This is a genomic window from Alicyclobacillus sp. CIJ1 (genome assembly GCF_057538885.1).
The window spans coordinates 274,636-292,714 of the sequence record NZ_BAAJPH010000117.1 but is presented as its reverse complement, the minus strand read 5'-3'; the positions used below and the strand labels follow the sequence as shown (position 1 = coordinate 292,714).

The following is an 18,079-nucleotide window of genomic DNA, read 5'->3' as shown; positions in this document are numbered from 1 at the left end:
GGACGGAGCGCAAGCGGAGCCCTCGCCGAGTGAGGGCGGGGCCGACGAGTCGGAGAGCGAACCCGCCTCGGATGCGAGATCACGAAGCTTCTGGAGAAACCCGGCGTTTCTCATACTTCTCGGTCTTACACTCGGCATCAACCTGGGCTACCTCGGTCCGACCGCCGTCGGCATCCCTCTGTTTGTCTCTTCCGCATTGCATGGCAATGCTTCCATCTACGCGTTGATGGTCGGGTGTGAGGCGGCCGGATCGCTCGCGGGCATGTTGCTGTTGACGTTCACAAGCCGATTTCGCGTGTCGGTGCATCTGTTGTTGGGCGGCCTGTACGTGGGCACGTTGTTTTGGCTCCTCATTCCGCTCTATCCGCACGTCGCATGGTGTGCTTGTCTGATGGCCCTCAGCATGGCGGCCTTCGTCTGGGTCAACATTCAGTCCATCTCGCTCATCCAGATTTGGTTTCGCGGGTCTTCGCTCGCGTCCGTGATGTCCATTTTATGGACCGCAGCCATCGTGCTCGGGCCCGTTTCATACGCGGTCGATGGGGCACTCCTGAAGTGGCTATCCATCCAGTTGCTGTTCATCGCATCCGCTTGCCTCATTGCATTCGTGGTGACGGCGGCGCTGATCTGCATCCTGGTGAGGCCGACGTGGATCCCTCAGCAGGCAAAGGCGTCCGAGGTGGCATGAGGAGGCGCGCGGGATAGCGTAGCGGTGTGCTTGCAGGGAACGTGGTTGATGCAGATGGCACTGCCCCGGTCGGGTTGCAGACCGACCGGGGCGCGACATGCTTGTCGGAGCCGAATCTCATCTCGACGAGGCCATCAAGATGCGGGCGGGCTCGGTTGGTTGGAACCGTATGCGACGTTGAATCCGTCGGTGTCGGAGTCGGGCGCGGATGGCACCGAAACCACCGCGTTGTTTTGCACCATGTAGCCGCCGTCGGACATCGTCAGGCCCGGGTTGCCGCCGTTCACGGTGCCGGGATCGAACGTGGTCTCGCCGTAGTTCGCGAGGGTGGCGATCCGGCCGCCAATCTCAGGCGCCTCCTGGATCCACTCGGCGGAGGAGCCGGGGCCCGAGTACGACTGCGTGGTCGAAAACGTCTCGTTTCGCGTGACGTCGGTCAGGGTGATGGTCCAGGTCCCGTTGCCATTGTTGTGAATGTGAGCGCTCATGTGATCTCCCGGCGCGATGGTCATGGAGGAGATGACGGTTTCAGGCGCGGGGAGGATCTCCCACCAGGCGTCGTATTGCGCGTGGCCGTTCAGATAGTCCTGCTCGGTGCCGGTCTGGATGAGATCGCTGTTGTTGAAACCATCAATACCAATCCAACTGGATGAGTACGTATTTTTCTTGGAGGGGCTCACCGCGGGCACAATCCAGTTGCCCGTGATGTCGTTGTACGTGCTGCCGGTGACCGCGTACCCGGACCAGTTGGAGGCGGACCAGCCGAAACTGGACGCCTGGATGCTGTTGGGCTTCGGCGCCGTGTTCGGTGAGAGCGCTTGTCGAGGCGCGTGATAGATGGCGGGTGCCGCAGGTGCTGCCGAGATGTGCGGCCATGCCGCGAGTGCTCCGGCCGCGAAAAGCGATGCGGTCGCCAGAGCTGGCGCTTTCCATGCTTTGGTGCTCGTCATGCATAAATCCCCCTTTTGATGGCGCGGTGCGGAACGAGCGAGTCTTGCGAAGCTCGCTATCTGACCAATATTCAAAACAGTTTGGCCAGAATCCTCTGGGTGGGGCTTCCACGCCGCTCACCAGTTCGCGGGCAGCATGGTGTAAATTGCGGCGAAGATGAGGACGCCGGCGATGACGCACGGGATGAAAAGCACCGTAAACCGCGCGGCTTGGCGGGGGCTCGCGAGGCTCTCGCTCCACACCACCGCGTACCAGGGGAAGAGCAGCGTGAGCGTCATGAGAGCCGCAAATTGAAAATGGATGTCCTGCGGGAGAATGGGGATCATCAGGCGATCATCGGGCCTTGGGTGGAATGCAAGGTACAGTGCGGTCAGGCCGACGAGTGGAAGCGTGGCGGCCCCGAGCTTGGCTGTGAAGTGTTGCTTGCTGCTGTTCTGGTAGGATGCGTGCCAAATGCCGCCCCAGATGGCGGCGTACAGCGCAAAGGTGACAGGGCCCGAGATGGCGTAGCCGTAGGATCCTGTCAGTGGAATCGTGAGAATCGACAGAACGCCGCACACAAGGTAAAGGGCGAGCGTGATGGCGCTTTGAGCTGCGAAGAAGGCCGCCATCGCTGCCCAGGGCGTTCTGCGCACCACGGAGGACATGGTTCTACCTCCTCAACCATTCGTTGCTTTCTCTTTACCATATGACAGCAGATGGGTCAACGCAGTGTAGGGGCGTCGCAAACGGAGTCGGTGGGGTATGATGGAGCTGGCAACGTGTCCATCAAGGAGGCAACATCCATGCAGGAACTCTCAGGCCGCACGCGCCAACTGGTGTTCGCCAGCATGCGCCGATTCGCCGATCTCGTCGCGGACGAACCGGACGCCATCATCCTCACCATTGGCCAGCCGCACTTTCCCACACCTGCGCACATTGCGGAGGCCGCCAAGCGGGCCATTGACGAGGGCTTCACGTCGTACACCCCAAACCGCGGCATCCGCCCGCTGCGCGAAGCCGCCTCTGCCTACTACGAGCGCTTCACCGGGCATCGATATGATCCGGACCGCGAGGTGCTCGTCACTGTGGGGACCACGCACGCTATCGACATCGCCATGCGGGCGCTCCTCGCGCCAGGCGACGAGGTGATCATTCCTGCGCCCGCCTACCCGGGCTATGAGGGCGCCGTGCGTTTGGCAGGGGGACATCCCGTCTTCGTCGATACGCGGGCCACAGGCTTTCTCCTGACGCCGGACGCGCTTCTGCAGGCCGTCACGCCGCGCACGAAACTGCTCATTCTCGCCTCTCCCGCCAATCCCACCGGCACCGTCTACAGCGAGGACGAGCTTTCCACGCTCGCTCGGATCTGCGTGGAGCGGGATCTGTACGTGTTGTCGGACGAAATTTACGCCGAGCTTCAGTTTGACGGTTCGCCTGCCAGCATCTCGCGCATGCCGGGGATGCGGGATCGAACCATCGTCATTCACGGGCTGTCGAAGTCCCACAGCATGACGGGGTGGCGGATTGGGTTTGCGTTCGCGCCGGCGTCCATCACTGCGGAGATGGCGAAAGCCGCGCAGTTCAGCGTGAGCTGCCCGTCGAGCATCAGTCAGATGGCGGCGCTTGAAGCGCTGACCCGCGGCCACGAGGACAGTCGGCCGATGCGAGAGGCGTATCGCATGAATCGCCATCTCGCCGTGCAGGCGCTCCGAGACATAGGTGTGCCGGTGGTCGAGCCCGCGGGCGCGTTTTATGTCTTCCCCGAATTGCCGAAGGCGTTAGGTCTGACGTCGGACGCCTTCTGCGAGGCGCTGGCGCGGGAGGCGCACGTGGCGCTCGTCTCCGGGACGTGCTTCACGCATTGCGGCGAGGGATATGTGCGCATTTCGCTCGCGTGTCCTCCGGAGGCGTTGCAGGAAGCGCTCGGCCGCATCGCGCGGTTCGTGGAGCGGCGGCGGCAAGGCTGAGACTGCTTGAAGCGGACGGGCATGCGGCAGCGCCGGTGGGATGGGGCTCGGGCGCACGAGATGGCCGCGGCGGGCGGGATCGCATGAAAAGGGCGCGCGCAGCCCACATTATGGGCGAACCCGTCCGCTGGAGGCGATGGCATGCGTACCAAATCGAGGCGAACCCGAGTCGCCGTCGGCGCCGTGCTGTTTGCGCTGATTGCCGTCATTCTGCTGTTGTTCCGCGTTCACCGCTATTTCATCATGCATTGGCTCTAAGACCCTCAACCCTCGTACCGCCGCTCGGCGAAGTACGGGATGAGCACGCGCAGCGCCACGTCGATGCATCGCTCGTCCGGGAGCATCTTGGCGTGGTGCAGGCCGTACGGCGTGGCCGCGCCGAGCCAGAACAGGAAGCCCGGGATTTCGCGCAGAAAGTAGCCGAAATCCTCGCCTGTCATGGCGGGCGGCACTTCTTGCACCTGGGCGAGCCCAGCCTCCTCGACAAACCGCATGAATCCGCGGGTGAGGCACTCGTCGTTGTACACCTGGTAGTAATTCGCGCCGTAGTCGATCTCGGCCTGGCAGTTAAACATCCGCTCAATCCCCGCTACCACCGCCTCAATTCGGTTCTTGAGGCGGGGCATGGTGGCCGCGTTGAGTGCCCGGATGGTGCCCTCGAGGCGCGCCCGTTCCGCGATGATATTCATCTTCGTGCCCGATTCCAGCCGCCCCACGGTGATGACCGCGCTGTCCAGCGGATCCACGTTTCGCGCCACGATGGTCTGCAGCGCCGTCACAAGGTGTGCACCTGCCACCACCATGTCGTTGGCCCGGTGCGGATAGGCCGCGTGGCCGCCTTGGCCGACGAGATCGATGAACAGCTCGGACGTGTTGGCAAACAGCACGCCGGGCCGGATGCCAATCTCGCCCACGGCCATATCGGGCTGCACGTGCAGGGCGAAGATCATCTCCGGCTGCACGGCCTGAAACGCCTCGCTCGCGAGCATCGGCTGCGCGCCGCCCGGGCCCTCTTCGGCGGGCTGAAAGACGAGGACGAGATCGTCCGGCGGAGGGTTATGGGCGAAGTGCTGGGCGAGGCCGAGCGCGACGGCCATGTGTACGTCGTGCCCGCAGGCGTGCATCATGCCCTCATGGCGCGACGCGTACGGGACGCCCGTCTCCTCCGCCACGGGCAGCCCGTCCATGTCCGCGCGCCAGCCCACGCGCCGCTTCGGACTGTGTCCCTTCACGAGCGCGATCACGCCCGTCTCCCACGTGCGGATCTCCAGGTGATCCTGCGGCAGCGCCTGCAGATACGAGAGCACCAGCTTCTGCGTCTCAAACTCACGAAACCCGGGCTCTGGTATCTGGTGCAGGGCGCGCCTCGCTTCGTACACGTCCCACGTCATCACAGGCGCCTCAGCTCTTCCTTGATTTCGATCTTGCTCGCCTCCACGTCCTCAATCCGCTTGATGATCTTGGCGGGCACGCCCGCCACCACGGTTCCCGGCGGCACGTCCTCGATGACCACCGCACCTGCGGCCACGACCGCGCCCTTGCCCACGCGCACGCCCTCGAGGATGACCGCGTTGGCGCCGACGAGCACGTTGTCCTCGATGACCACCGGCTTCGCGGACGGCGGCTCAATGACGCCGGCCAACACAGCGCCCGCGCCGATGTGGCAGTTAGCGCCTACCGTGGCGCGCCCGCCGAGCACGGCGCCCATGTCGATCATCGTGCCAGGCCCGACTTCCGCGCCGATGTTGATGATGGCGCCCATCATGATGACGGCGTTTTCACCGATTTTCACCTTGTCGCGAATGATGGCGCCCGGCTCGATGCGCGCCGGGATGTCCTTCAGATCCAAGAGCGGAATGGCGCTGTTGCGGCGATCCGCCTCGACCTCATAGTCCTCGATGAGCTCACGGTTTTGCTGCAGGAACGCCTGCACGTCGCTCCACTCGCCGAATACCACGCCGGACGTGGGCCCGACAAACGGACGCAGGCCCTCGGGAAACGCGATTTGGTCCAGCTTGCCGCGCAGATACACCTTCACAGGCGTCTTCTTCTTGCTTTCCGAAATATAGCGAATGATCTCTTCAGCCGTCTGCATCGTCCTGATTCCTCTCCACGTTCGAATTTTGCTTCACGCGATCCGGCATGCGCCTCGATGGCCCGCGTGATATGATGGCATCAGAAGAAAGGGAGGATGTTCCATGAGCACGCACATCGGCGCGAAGCCGGGCGAGATCGCCGAGCGCATCCTGCTTCCGGGCGATCCGCTTCGGGCCAAGTATATCGCGAACACCTACCTCGAGGGTAGCGCCTGCTACAACGAAGTGCGCGGCATGTTCGGCTACACGGGCCGCTACAAGGGCGTGCCTGTCTCCGTGCAGGGCACAGGCATGGGCGTGCCGTCCATCAGCATCTACGCGCACGAACTGCTCGCGGACTACGGCGTGAAGACGCTCATCCGCGTCGGCACCTGCGGCGCGATTCGCCCCGAGGTCCGCGTCCGCGACGTCATCCTCGCGATGAGCGCTTCCACCAACAGCGCGCCCAATCGTCTCCGGTTTGGCCACGTGCAGTATGCGCCAACGGCGAACTTCGATCTGCTGCGAACCGCGCACGAGATCGCCCGGGAGAAAGGAACATCCATCCACGTCGGTTCCGTCATGACAACGGATCTATTTTACGCCGACGGAACGGCGGATTTGGAGCGCTGGGCGAAATTCGGTATGCTAGCGGTGGAGATGGAGAGCGCAGAACTATTCACCCTGGCCGCCCAGTTTGGCGCGCGGGCCTTGTCGATTCTGACGGTGAGCGATCACGTCCTCACCGGCGAGGAGACGTCCGCGGAAGAGCGAGAGCGATCCTTCGGGGACATGGTCGAGATCGCGCTGGAGACGGCCATTCGGTTCTAGGCCGCGCACTGGAGAACACCATCTCCGTAGGGCCCCCGGCTCGCATACATGGCCGGCTCAGCCGGAACACTGAGTGGGGGCAAGAGAAATAGATCTCACGTGTGGAGCAGGAAAGGGTGTTCTATGATGCAGGTCGGCCTCATTGGTCTCGGCAAGATGGGCCACAATCTGGCGCTCAACATGATGGACCACGGGCACCAGGTGGTGGCGTACGATTTGCACAAGCCGGCGGTCGACGCCGTCGCCAAAGAGGGCGCGACGCCGGCCACTTCTGTTTCCGACCTCGTGTCGAAACTCACACCGCCGCGGATTGTCTGGCTCATGGTCCCGCACGGCAAGCCGGTGGACAACCTCATCGATCAGCTGAAGCCGCTTCTGCAGTCGGGCGACATCATCATCGAGGGCGGGAACTCCCACTACAAGGACAGCATTCGCCACGCGGAGGACTTGAAGAAGCTTGGCATTCACTTCTTCGACGTCGGCACTTCGGGCGGCATGGAAGGCGCGCGCCACGGCGCCTGCTACATGATTGGGGGAGACCCGGAGGTGTTCAAGACCATCGAGCCGCTGTTCCGGGACACCGCCGTTCCGAACGGCTACGTGTACACGGGGCGCGCCGGGAGCGGCCACTTCGCGAAGATGGTGCACAACGGCATTGAGTACGGGATGATGGCGGCCATCGGTGAAGGCTTCGAGGTGCTGGAGAAGGGGCCGTTTGACTACGATTTCGCCGAGATCGCGCGCTGCTGGTCGAACGGATCGGTCATTCGCGGCTGGCTCATGGAGCTCGCGGAGAAGTCGTTCCGCGAGGATCCGCGGCTGGAGAAGATCAAAGGCGTGGTGCACGCTTCGGGCGAGGGGCAGTGGACGGTGCAGGAGGCGCTTGAGGTTCAGGCGGCCGTGCCGGTCATCGCCACCTCGGTCATGATGCGGTATCGTTCGATGCAGGACGACTCGTTCAGCGGCAAGGTGCAGGCGGCGCTTCGCAACGAGTTCGGAGGTCACGCGGTCGAGCGGGCGTGATCGCAGCCCAAGACGGCGGTGGCGGCGCGCCACCGCCTTTTGCATGGGGGAGGAGGCACAGCGTGCCAAAGCGGGCCACCATCCAGGACGTCGCGCGAGCGGCCGGGGTGTCGGTCACCACGGTCTCGCGGTACTTGAACGGGCGCTACGAGTCCATGAGCGAGAAAACGCGAGAAAAGATTGCCGCGGTTATCGCGGAACTCGGCTACCGGCCGAATGCGCTCGCCAAGGGGTTGAAGGCGCAGCGGACAGAGACCGTGGGCGCGATAGTGGTCAACATGAGCTATCCGTTTTGCGTCGGCTTTCTGCGCGCGTTCTCGCGGACGCTTGGCGCGGCCGGGTACCACCTCATGGTGGCCGAGTCCGAGGGCGACGCAAAGCGGGAGCGACAGCTCATCGAGTCGTTGGTCGCCAACCGCGTGGAGGCCATCGCGGTGCAGACGAGTGGCGCCAACAACGACTACCTGGAGGAATTGGCGCGCGAGATGCCGGTGGTGCTGGTCGATCGCGCCTTCGCCCTGCCACACGCGTACGCCATCGGCACCAACAACCGCGACGCTTCGCGCGAGATCGCGTGGCAGCTGTTCGACCTCGGCTACGACTGCGTGGTGTATCTGACGGAGGACGAGCGCGGGATTCCCACGCGGACGGATCGCCTGGAAGGGTATCTGGACGCGTGCCGCGTGGCGCTGCGAGAGCCCGTGGTGATGCGCGTGCGGCGCGGCGATCCCGCTTCCTTCCACGAAGCGCTCGCCCGCGTGGATGCGTGTGCGCGCAAGGTGCGTACCGCCGTGTACACCGCGAATGGCCTCGTGCTGATGGAGTGCTACCGGCCGCTTCGGGCGCTCGGCCACAAGGTGCCGGTTCAGCTCGGCATTGCAACCTTCGACCAGCCGGACTGGGCCGATCTCGTCGATCCACCCTTGACCTGCGTCCGCCAGCCCGTGGAGGAGATGGGCGAAGCGGCAGGGCGGATCATCATCGCTCGCCTGCGGGGGGAAGAAGTAACTGCGGAGGTCCTCGTCGTGCCGTCTACCGTGTTGATGAGGGGGTCGACGGGGCGGGGATAGGTGCCCGGTTGCGAGAGCCCGGTCACCCGTGCGTGGCGCCGCGCTCGATGGACGACCCATGGCGGATTGCCTCTTGGCTCAGTTTGAGGTATGGTTGCATGCAGAATGGCAGATTTGTGCGCTGCAGGCATGCAAGATGCGAGATGAATCGTCATACGCTTTTGTCGATTTCGACGAGTTTGCCTGGCACACCTGATCCTTGATGGCAATGTCCGACCCTGCGAGACAGGCCAGACTGCGCCGCTGCAAAGGCATACCTCGTCGTGGCGAAGCGGGAGGGATTTTCGTGGCGCAGGCGTCCGCGGTCACGATGCGCCTTCTTTGGGTAGCAAACTGGGCGTCCAAGATCGGAGATGTTTGGTTTGAGACAGCCCTCATCTGGTATTGGAGTTTGACGCTCCACCGTCCCCATCTACTCTCTCTCCTTGGACTCATGTTCACGTTGCCAGGACTTCTGAGTGCCGTCATGGGCGTGTTTGCAGACCGCTTGAGGGGTAAGCTGCTCATCGTGTCATCCGCTTGGTTCCAGGCGCTCCTTTGCGTCGGATTGGCCGCCTTCTTGACGAATCGCGCGCAGGTCGGTCTGGTGTTGGCGCTTATCGGATGTCTCGAGGTCCTCGGGGTTCTCCGCGGGAGCGCCATCAACGTGGTGGCTGGGATCATCACGCCCGAGGAGCGGGCCCAGTTCATCGGCATTCTTCACGGTGTCGTGTCTGGCATTCGGCTGGCTGGGCGCTTGCTCGCGGCAAGCTCGCTTCTTTGGTTCAGCATTCGAGAGATCGCACTGCTGGACGGGTTATCGTTCGTCATTGCAGGAGCCCTGTATCTTTTTCTCCCTTTGCCATGGTTGGAGAAAAGGGCTGGTGAGCAGCGTCGTACGGTTTGGACTTTCTTCCACGATCTCGCCGAAGGTGTGCACAAAGTCAAGCGTGATGGGCTTTCCACGCGCCTGTTGCTCATCTTCTTTCTGTCGGGGCCCTCAATGGCGGTGGTGAGCAACGACTTGGCGTGGCGAATTGGGCGGAACATCCATGCGCCGAGCTGGGCGTACGGCCTGTCCATCGCGATGGAGATGGTCGGGGCCATGGTTGCGGGAATGCTGGGGGCAAGGCTGTTTCGCAGAGTTGCGCAACGGTATGGCGTAAGCCTGGTTTTTCTCATCGACTTCGTTCTGCTTGGTCTCTGCGTGCTGGCGATAGGCGTGTTTGACTCCGTTTGGATCCCGATGCTCAGCATGTTTGTCATGGGCGTGTTGCAAGCTGCGCAGAATGTGTTGGCTCCATCGTATGTCTTAGCGTCGTTTCCCCACGAGGTCATTGGGCGGGTTGCGTCCGTCTTTTCCACCGTCGAAGTCGGAAGCCAGGCAGTGGGAAGTGCTGTGCTCGCCGTTTGCGCCTCGTTTCTCTCGGTTCAATGGATGTTTGTCACCGCTGGCCTTCTGACGCTCGTGAGCGCGCCAGCCCTGTTCGTTCGGATCAAGGGAGGACTTGTGACAAGTCCGACGGCCAGGAATGTGTGAAGAGCGTGGGGACAGGCGGGTGCTCAGAAAGCGCGCCGGTTTGTGAACGAATCGCACACAGAGGGGGCTAGGGTCGTGAATGTGCTCTGGCAGCAATATGAATGGATTCGTGCCACCAGAGAAGCACTTTTTGAGTTTTTAGAGCAAATTCCAGCGCATCATCTTCATACGGCCCTCCCTGGCTTCGGAAGCGGCAGCATCATCAGAACGCACATCCACGTGGCAGACTGTTATCTGTATTGGCTTGGACGTTTTGGGTTAGGCCAAAACGACTTTGCCTTCGCATCGGAGGAAGAGATCATAGGTTCAGATGTGAAGCGTGTTCGCAAGAGATTTGATTTGGTGAATGAAACAGTGGAACGATTTGTTCAAGTTCATGATGGTCAGTGGGATCGGACCATTTGTTGCGACGTGCGGTGGCAAGAGGAACCGCTGAAGACCACGCCCCTATGGCTGTTGACACACGCAGTGACCCATGAGTTCCACCACAAGGGGCAAATCGTCGCCATGGCGCGGCACCTTGGCCACGTTCCTCCGGACACTGATTTGGTGCTGCCATAGAAACAGGAGAACACTGTGGAGCCAGGGAAAAGTTGCGGGCGCATCGATTTGTGTCAATGCGCCTGCCCGCGAGCAAGTTCTTCGATTTCTTGCTTGGGAAGGCCCGTCATCTCGGCGATGTCTTCAATATTTCATGCCCTTTCGAAGCATATTGAATACAATTTCCATGTGCCCTTCCATACGCCCTTCTTCATACAGCTCTTCTGCCAACTTCGACACGGTCCTCAACTCCTTCTGCAGTTGACTCCGGTTATGTGCACGTGGCCACAGCGTCATCCTTCCGCTCCCATGGACGGAATCGGCCGTTCTGGTACAGGACTCGATAACACAATGGAGGTGACGATCTGACCAAAGGGTACCAGCGCGTCGATCACACGTTCCAGGTGTTCCATGGACATCGCCACGACCTTGAGAAGCAAGCATGCGTCGCCCGTCACGCGGTGGCATTCGAGAACCTCCGGCATCTCCCTCACTGTGGCGATCGCGCTACTGTATCGGCCGCCGTGGACCGTGAGGCGAATAAAGGACTGCACTGCATACCCTACTTTCTTCGGATTCACCGCGGCTTGGTAATTCTCAATAATCCCCTCCTCCTCCATCTTCCGAACGCGCTCCGCTACAGCAGGCGGAGACAATCTGACCAGATCCCCGAGCTCACGATATGAGGCGCGCGCGTTTCTCTGAAGATGCGTGAGGATTTGCCAATCGATCTGGTCCAATTCATACATCGAAAGTTCAACCCCAAATCTCTTTCAAATCCGAAGAAAAACACGAAGTATTGCTTTTGTTCATGCATACCGGATCGCACTTTCACTTTGTATCATACCGTTCATGGAGCGGCGGCCGCAAGATGGAGGGATACAGCGTGTCAGAGCACGACGTGCCAAGACGGCTTGGCAAATCCGTGGGGCTCCTTATGACGTTGGTATTCATGATTGTCTTGGTTGGCTCAGATGAAATGGTGTTGTCTCCGATACTCTGGCAAATATCGAACGCGTTCCGTGTCTCCGTCAGTCAGACGGCGCTCGCGATCAGTGCGTACGGATTCGCCCTGGCCCTCGGCGCACCCGTCTTGTCTCGCATCGGCTACCGCAAGGGTGCGGGTGCTGCATTATGGCTGGGCGTGGCGGGATTCGTAGGAGCATCGGCTCTCTGTGCGTGTTCGACAAGTTTTCTCGAATTTTTGCTGGCGAGGTTCTTGTCTGGACTCGCGGCAGGGCTCACGGTGCCGAGCGCGTACGCGCTTGCTGGCGCATCGGTTTCGGACGAGTTTCGTGGGCAGGCGCTGGGTTGGGTGGTATCCGGCTGGTCGTGGTCCTTTATCCTCGGCGTTCCTCTGGCCACATGGGTCGATCGCGCCCTGGGCTGGCGATGGATGTTCAGTGCGTTCGGCGTTGCTGCGGTGCTTCTCATGCTGTTCATGGCATGGTCACTCAAGCGGAGTCACTTGTTTCTTACCAATCGAGCGGCCGCGGAGGTCCGTGCACGCAGTGCAACGGCGGATTTCTGTCGGCTGACGGGTGTCGCGGCTCTCCTTATCGCCACGTTCGACAACATGTTCGGATTTTACGGGATGTACGCGCTTTTTGGTGTGGCCTGGCATCTGCATGCGCTCTCCTCGCATGTCCAAAGCGGCACCTTGCTTCTCGTCTATGGTATCGGGTTCGCAACGAGCATCGTGACGGGCCGGTGGGCGGATCGATGGGGACGTCAGAGGACACTTGTGATCAGCCTCGTTGTCCTGACAGCCGTCATCCTCGTGCTACCTTATTCGATGAACGAAATCGGGCTCGTATCAATATCGCTATTCGCCTGGGGGGTGTTTCAGAGCTTCACGGTGACACTCCTCACCGCGTCCTTGAGCGAATATTCGGACGTACACCGACATCAAATCATGGGGTGGTACAGTTTTGCCACGAATATGGCCGTGACTCTGGGGCCAGCGACGATGGGTTGGCTTGAAGTGCGCGCCGGGTACGCGATCGTCTCCGTGCTCTGCGCCGCGATCACGGCTGCAGCCAGTGGGAGCGCGTGGCTGGCATTGAAGGCTGCGCCGCGCAGCCAGAGAGAGGGGGTGGCAGGTCGCGATGGCGTCTTGTAGTTCAATACCTATTTGTCTTCGGGATTCACGCGCGTAGGCACGTGAAGAAACATTCATCAAATAGTTGTCAGTCAATGGCCGGGATGAGAGAATCGAAGAAAGTTGTTCGGCGCGTGAGATTGTGCGATTCCATCCTGGCGCTCGTGGCTAGACTTCGGCTGCAGGCCCGAAACCGGGAGAGAGGTGCCCTTCTCGTGAACACCTTGTTGGAGTGGTTCCTATCCTTGTTCGCCAATGTGTTGCAGGCGCTCACGTGGTCTCGCTGGGCAGAGCGCTGGGCTCGGCGGAGAGATCGACATGAACACCCTAAAGACCGTTTTCATTGAGGGCTGTCCAGAGATGGACGCAGATCGCAGCTTGACTGCGGCAAGGTGGTGTCAGGCTTGACGGTTGGCGTACCCGGCGACTGGCTGGACGTCGTGCACGCTCACCTCCCGGGTCTCGCTGTGGATCGGCTGGACGTTCACGACGAAGGGTGGGACCACTGGGTTGTGGTTGTGAACCGCGCTTGGGTGTTCCGATTTGCCCGCCGGCCAGGCGTCGCAAAGCGGCTCTGCATCGAACAGCGTGTGCTCAACCACATTGGCCATGGCGTCCTAAAAGCGGGCGTTCGCGTACCGAGGCCGAGTCCCGTGAGGGATGCGCGTGGGCGGGTCATTGGGAGTCGCTATCCATTCATTTCCGGGGAGCCTCTCCGCGCCGCGCTGTTGGACGGCGTGGACGCATCGACGACTGACCGAATTGCCGGGCATCTCGGCTCCTTCTTGACGATTTTGCATGACGCCGATGTTTCCGCGTTTCAGACCCAGGGTGTACCGGCCTTGCAAACCGAATCCTTCTGGCAACAGGATTGGCGTGAGATCCAGGATCGCGTCTTGCCCCTGCTGGATTGCGATGAGCGTCGAGTGGTTCTTGCTCGATTTGCGGACTTTTTCGACCAAGCCGTGAGCGGCACCCTTCCGCGGGCGTTACTCCATGGCGATCTCACGCATGCACACATCTTGTACGACCCGTGCGTCACCGAAGCCATCGGCATCATCGACTTCGGCGACGTGCAAATTGGCGATCCGGCCTATGATTTCGCTGGGCTGTACTGGGATTACGGGCCAGCCTTCGTTCGGAACGTGCTCGACCACCATGCGGCTGGCCAGGGCAAGAGGGATGTCCGCGCGTTCCGCGCTCGCGTCGAATATCTCGGCCTGCGGGTCGGGCTTCGAGAACTTCTTCATGCGGTGGAACATCATCTCACCCGCCGCATGCGCGAGATCCGGGCCAAGCTTCGCGCCTCCCTCTCGCCCCGGTGAAAACGAGAATCGCGCCGCGCTGTGCTCAACTTGGGGGCACGATGCTCACCCAGTGTCCCTTCACCTGCGCTCGGCCCGACGCATGCGTCACGCGCGGCGCACAGCCTCAAGCGCTTCGCGAGCCTGTGCCACGTGGCGCCGCTCGTGGTAGCCGACAAACTCGAGCCACTCGCGCAGCGATAACTCCCCGAGCACCGGATGGGGGACAGGCGCTGCCAGGCGCGCCAACTCTTCAGGGCCGCCCAAGGCTTTCGCGGATTCAATGAGCGTCCGGCGCGCGTCCTCCAGCGCTTGGCGCAGCGCATCGCGCGACTTCGGTTCGTCCGACGGGCGGATGAATTCGGGCGCTTCAATCTTAACCGTGCGATCCGCCGCTCGCTCGACGCCCTTGGGCGTCCCGGTGTAAGGGCGACGATCCTTGGCGGCGCGCCGGAAGACCGGGATGATGGACATGTCGGTTTTCCAAATGTGCTCCAGCACTTGTGCAACGCTCCAGCGCCCAGCTCCCGGCGATGCGTTGAACTCCTCATCCGTGGCGCCGTCGATCACGGCCAGCGTCTCGCGGTGCGTCGACTCGACGAATGCAAAACTGTCCATGGTCACGGTATCAAGCTCCTTAGATTCGGTTGGAAGAATAGAACCACGCGTTCGGTTGTCGCACGTCAGCGTTGCAAGCGTTCTCATCCCGTGGCGTCGGAACAATCAGACGTTCTCTTGGATTGACATTAAAGCTATCACAAGCCTTCCGGCAAACTCAACAGGCTGGATGACGTTTGGGGTACAGTCTATTTATACGGAGGCTATCGGCCATTCATCCGAGTCAGCTGTTCACACTTAGCCTCCTGCTGACCATCCTGACGCTCTACCACGTTTACATCCTGGTGAAGCGATGACGTTGCTCATCCCGCGTTCTTCATGTGATCCGCCAATCATGTCACGCGGACGGCGAATGGGCGGCAGCTCTTGCTCAATCTCATTATGTAAATCTATCTAACATAAATTCTTCTGAGAAGTACAATAGTGCGATACAATATCTGCGAAAAGCTCTCTTGTGGGGAGGAATTTCCGCCGTGTACACACGCGAATCGCTGATTGAGTTGATCCGGCAGGCAAAACAGGAAAGAAAGTTAACATGGAGCGAGATCGCGCAACACGTCGGCGTGCCCGAGATCCACTGCACCGCAGCGCTGCTGGGCCAGGGGACCTTGCAGCTTCATCAGGCCGAGCGCGCCGTGGAACTACTCGGCCTGCCAGCCGAGGCCGCGCAGATCTTGACGGTTCCGCCCTATCGAGGGGGCGTATCGATGCCGCCGACCGATCCCGTCCTGTATCGGCTGTACGAGATCATCCTGGTGTATGGGCCGGCCTTTAAGGAAATCGTGCACGAAAAGTTTGGCGATGGGATCATGAGCGCCATTGATTTCGAGATGCACGTCGAGCGGGAATCCAACCCGCACGGCGATCGCGTCCGCGTCATCATGAGCGGCAAGTATTTGCCGTATCGCACGTTTTGAACAGGGGGCAGTCACCCGAGGCTCTCATGCGTAAGGGCATGGCACCCGCGTCGATACCCCGGAAGGCCCTGCTGGTGTATGCATTGACAGAAGATTTATGATCATCGGCAAAGGCTTTCGGATGGAGGCGCGGGTTGTGATTTGGTTTCTCGTCCCTCTCGCCATTCTCATCCTCGCATGGCTATGGCCGCTTCTTTGGTACGCCGCGGTCCAGGGACGCGTCGAGTGCGCCATCGCGTCCGAGCGACGCGAATGCGAGGCCGGGGAAGGCGTTCCTGTCGAGATCGACGTCATCAATCGCAGCTTCGTGCCGCTGCCTTTCGTCGAGGTGCGCGTCCGCCTGCCTGAAGGGCTGTCCTTCCACCCCTCGGTCCAACGGCCTGACCTTTGCGTCATCACCCGCGTCTGGATCAAATCGCGGGCGCGCATCAGGGTTCAGGTCTACGGGGTGCGGCGCGGTCCGCAGATTCTCTCGGACGTGAGCGTCGTCGGACACGAAGGGTTCGGCTTGGCCGTCCGTCCGCTCGCCAGAGCCTCAAACGCCATCTGGCTGGCCATTCGACCCGCGCGGCGCGCCAGCCACGCGCACCTACCCTTCCGTATGCTCCAGGGTCTTCGCGCCGCACCTCGCGCGCTCGTTGCGGATGAGATGTGGGTCCGCGGGGTCCGCCCCTATCAGTATGGCGATCCCGTCCGCCACATCGACTGGCGCGCGACGGCGAGGCTCGGTGACCTCGTCGTAAAACAGTTCTTTCCCACTGCGCAACGCCAATTCCTCGTGATCCTCAACGCGCAGGTGAGCGAGCCGCACTGGCTTCGCTACCATCGCGAGGCCTTCGAAGCGCTCTGTGATGAGCTGAGCGCATGGGCGGATGGGCTGCACCGCGGCGGCGCGGAAGTTCTCTTCGCGACCAACGCGTCCGTGAGCCTGAGACGGCTCAAGTCCGCGCCGGATCGCGTCACGCCCAGTGCACTCCGGTCTCTCCTGGCCCACGCGTATCCCTATGCGGCCTATGGCCTGGAGGTCCTCCTGTTGCCCGTGCTCCGCGCGCCAGACGCCTATCCTGGGGAGTTCATTCTCTTCAGCTCCTGGGAGTCCGCGCGCCACGCAGCGGCTCTTCGCCAGCTCGAGCGCATGGGCAAGGCCGTCCACGTGGTTCGGCCGAAGCTCCGCGAGGACGGAGGTGAGAGTGATGGCCGTCACGACCTGCTCCACCGCATCTGAGCGCCGCAGCGCGGCATGGACGAACCTGCCCTTTTCTTTGCGCTTCTGGGCCGGCCTCACCGTGGGGTTATCGAGTTGGCTCGTGACCATGGCCTTCGACTGGAATTCACCGGGTCCGCTGTGGGGAATGGCTGCTTGGTACGTCTTGGAGATGGCGCTCTGTGTCGCCATGGCGATTTCTTCTGGGAAATTCGGCGTCGAAAGGCGCGTGATCGGATTGGCGTTGGGCTATCTCGGCGCAGATGTCGCCTTGGCCGCTTTGCACGTGGGGTCGGTGGCCATGGCGGTGTCGGGCGGGACGGCGGGCGCGTGGGCCGTCGCCCTTTGGACGCTAGCCATCACCAGTCGAGATGCGGATACTGCGGCGAAGTTTGCGCTCGTGGCGTATTCCGGCCTCGTCGCGCTTGCTGCGCTGATGCTGTGGGTGGAGCAATCGTTTCACGCCGCTCACCGTACGCCGCTTCGTTTCGCGGCGTGGCTGGCTGGCGCCGTGATCGTCGGACACTTGGCGTGGATGGCGAGGCTTCAGCGCGCTCGCATGCGCGAAGTGGAGCGGATGGGAAGCGCCTTGGGCTGGGTGCTGGCGGCGCTCAGGGCGACGCTTGGGCCCTTCGGCGTCATCCTGGGTGCCGCACTGCTCGGCGTGGGCGTGGGAGCAGCGGTATTGGTGCTTGTGTATCCGTTTCTCGGGTACGTGTTGGGCATTGCTTTTCACGCCTACATCCGATGGTTGGCCACTTCGCACGGGAACGGCGTCCTCACCCAGTTGGCCAATGCGCGGGTGCAAGGCTCTCCTCGAGGCGACATGTGGGTGCTCACGGGCATCGCCATCGCGTTGTGCGCGGCGGGGATCGCAGTCTGGGCGTGGAAGCTCTGGCGAGGTGGCGCGGGCGAGGTGGCGCGCGAAGCGGGGGATACGGTTCAGGTGGCGACGGTGCACGAGCGCCTGCGGGACAGCCTGCGCTTCGTTCCGACGGATCACCCGGTTCGCTTGCGATACCAGCGCTGGCTGCTCGCCATGCATCGGCGCGGGTTGACCATCCGGCACGCCGAGACGCCGAGGCGGTTCGCGGCGCGCGCACAAGATGATGGGGACAGTCACGCGCAGAGGCTTACGGAACTCTATGAGCAGGTGAGGTACACAAGGGATGATGGGTGAGGGAGGAGGCGGCTTGGACGAGGATGGTGTGGGGCGCGTTGAGGACCTGCCGTCAAGGTGACTCGCCCTGCTCTGTGGATATCGGGGAAGCAGCGATTTCGAATTTTAT

18 protein-coding genes are annotated in these 18,079 nt (G+C 61.8%); 12 read left to right on the top strand and 6 right to left on the bottom strand.

Annotated features, from left to right (window positions below; translation table 11 throughout):
• Positions 1-688 (top strand): MFS transporter (locus tag AC27E8_RS10455; RefSeq protein ID WP_487111466.1); only part of this gene is annotated, 688 nt, incomplete at its 5' end.
• Between the two features lie 134 nt (positions 689-822).
• Here the strand turns inward: AC27E8_RS10455 and AC27E8_RS10450 are convergent.
• Both AC27E8_RS10450 and AC27E8_RS10445 read right to left on the bottom strand, forming a co-directional pair.
• Entirely contained in the window at positions 823-1,638 is an 816-nt protein-coding gene (locus tag AC27E8_RS10450; RefSeq protein ID WP_487099050.1) for a G1 family glutamic endopeptidase, read from the bottom strand.
• A gap of 117 nt (positions 1,639-1,755) precedes the next feature.
• The gene (locus AC27E8_RS10445; protein WP_487099051.1) at positions 1,756-2,286 is read right to left on the bottom strand and encodes a hypothetical protein; all 531 of its coding nucleotides are present in this window, start codon (positions 2,284-2,286) and stop codon (positions 1,756-1,758) included.
• A 138-nt stretch (positions 2,287-2,424) separates the two neighbouring features.
• On the opposite strand from AC27E8_RS10445, the gene AC27E8_RS10440 reads away from it, so the two are divergent.
• Positions 2,425-3,588, top strand: coding sequence for a pyridoxal phosphate-dependent aminotransferase (locus tag AC27E8_RS10440; protein ID WP_487099052.1), 1,164 nt, complete (start codon positions 2,425-2,427; stop codon positions 3,586-3,588).
• Between the two features lie 263 nt (positions 3,589-3,851).
• Here AC27E8_RS10440 and AC27E8_RS10435 read toward each other — a convergent pair whose 3' ends face one another.
• Complete coding sequence (locus AC27E8_RS10435; RefSeq protein ID WP_487099053.1) at positions 3,852-4,979, bottom strand: N-acetyldiaminopimelate deacetylase; 1,128 nt, start codon at positions 4,977-4,979, stop codon at positions 3,852-3,854.
• Entirely contained in the window at positions 4,979-5,683 is a 705-nt protein-coding gene (gene dapD / locus AC27E8_RS10430) for a 2,3,4,5-tetrahydropyridine-2,6-dicarboxylate N-acetyltransferase (RefSeq protein ID WP_487099054.1), read from the bottom strand. The genes AC27E8_RS10435 and dapD overlap by 1 nt, the downstream gene beginning before the upstream one ends.
• Positions 5,684-5,786: 103 nt before the next feature.
• Here dapD and deoD point away from each other — a divergent pair, with 103 nt between their 5' ends.
• The 5 genes from deoD (at position 5,787) to AC27E8_RS10405 (ending at position 10,667) form a co-directional block, all read left to right on the top strand.
• Positions 5,787-6,494 carry a purine-nucleoside phosphorylase gene (deoD, locus tag AC27E8_RS10425; protein ID WP_487099055.1) on the top strand — a complete coding sequence of 236 codons (708 nt, stop codon included), beginning with the start codon at positions 5,787-5,789 and terminating at the stop codon, positions 6,492-6,494.
• Positions 6,495-6,620: 126 nt separating this feature from the next.
• The gene (gene gnd, locus AC27E8_RS10420) at positions 6,621-7,517 is read left to right on the top strand and encodes a phosphogluconate dehydrogenase (NAD(+)-dependent, decarboxylating) (RefSeq protein ID WP_041695966.1); all 897 of its coding nucleotides are present in this window, start codon (positions 6,621-6,623) and stop codon (positions 7,515-7,517) included.
• Between the two features lie 62 nt (positions 7,518-7,579).
• Positions 7,580-8,587 carry a LacI family DNA-binding transcriptional regulator gene (locus AC27E8_RS10415; protein WP_487099056.1) on the top strand — a complete coding sequence of 336 codons (1,008 nt, stop codon included), beginning with the start codon at positions 7,580-7,582 and terminating at the stop codon, positions 8,585-8,587.
• A 286-nt stretch (positions 8,588-8,873) separates the two neighbouring features.
• On the top strand, positions 8,874-10,106 hold the full coding sequence (locus tag AC27E8_RS10410; protein WP_487099057.1) for an MFS transporter: 1,233 nt from the start codon (positions 8,874-8,876) through the stop codon (positions 10,104-10,106).
• Between the two features lie 75 nt (positions 10,107-10,181).
• A complete protein-coding gene (locus tag AC27E8_RS10405; RefSeq protein ID WP_487099058.1) occupies positions 10,182-10,667 on the top strand; it encodes a DinB family protein in 486 nt (161 codons plus the stop codon).
• Between the two features lie 272 nt (positions 10,668-10,939).
• Here AC27E8_RS10405 and AC27E8_RS10400 read toward each other — a convergent pair whose 3' ends face one another.
• On the bottom strand, positions 10,940-11,395 hold the full coding sequence (locus AC27E8_RS10400) for an Lrp/AsnC family transcriptional regulator (protein ID WP_487099059.1): 456 nt from the start codon (positions 11,393-11,395) through the stop codon (positions 10,940-10,942).
• A gap of 137 nt (positions 11,396-11,532) precedes the next feature.
• Between AC27E8_RS10400 and AC27E8_RS10395 the strand changes: the two genes are divergently transcribed.
• Both AC27E8_RS10395 and AC27E8_RS10390 read left to right on the top strand, forming a co-directional pair.
• Positions 11,533-12,768, top strand: coding sequence for an MFS transporter (locus tag AC27E8_RS10395; protein WP_487099060.1), 1,236 nt, complete (start codon positions 11,533-11,535; stop codon positions 12,766-12,768).
• A gap of 374 nt (positions 12,769-13,142) precedes the next feature.
• Positions 13,143-14,072 (top strand): phosphotransferase family protein, encoded by a 930-nt coding sequence (locus tag AC27E8_RS10390; RefSeq protein ID WP_487099282.1) that lies wholly within the window; start codon positions 13,143-13,145, stop codon positions 14,070-14,072.
• 87 nt (positions 14,073-14,159) lie between these two features.
• Here AC27E8_RS10390 and AC27E8_RS10385 read toward each other — a convergent pair whose 3' ends face one another.
• Positions 14,160-14,669: a DinB family protein gene (locus AC27E8_RS10385; protein WP_277093438.1), complete on the bottom strand. Its 510-nt coding sequence runs from the start codon at positions 14,667-14,669 to the stop codon at positions 14,160-14,162.
• A 473-nt stretch (positions 14,670-15,142) separates the two neighbouring features.
• Between AC27E8_RS10385 and cynS the strand changes: the two genes are divergently transcribed.
• The 3 genes from cynS to AC27E8_RS10370 all read left to right on the top strand — a co-directional run bounded on the left by cynS (position 15,143) and on the right by AC27E8_RS10370 (position 17,970).
• Positions 15,143-15,586: a cyanase gene (gene cynS / locus AC27E8_RS10380; RefSeq protein WP_487099061.1), complete on the top strand. Its 444-nt coding sequence runs from the start codon at positions 15,143-15,145 to the stop codon at positions 15,584-15,586.
• Between the two features lie 136 nt (positions 15,587-15,722).
• Complete coding sequence (locus AC27E8_RS10375) at positions 15,723-16,811, top strand: DUF58 domain-containing protein (RefSeq protein ID WP_487099062.1); 1,089 nt, start codon at positions 15,723-15,725, stop codon at positions 16,809-16,811.
• A complete protein-coding gene (locus tag AC27E8_RS10370) occupies positions 16,780-17,970 on the top strand; it encodes a DUF4129 domain-containing protein (RefSeq protein ID WP_487099063.1) in 1,191 nt (396 codons plus the stop codon). The genes AC27E8_RS10375 and AC27E8_RS10370 overlap by 32 nt, the downstream gene beginning before the upstream one ends.
• Positions 17,971-18,079 lie beyond the last annotated feature (109 nt).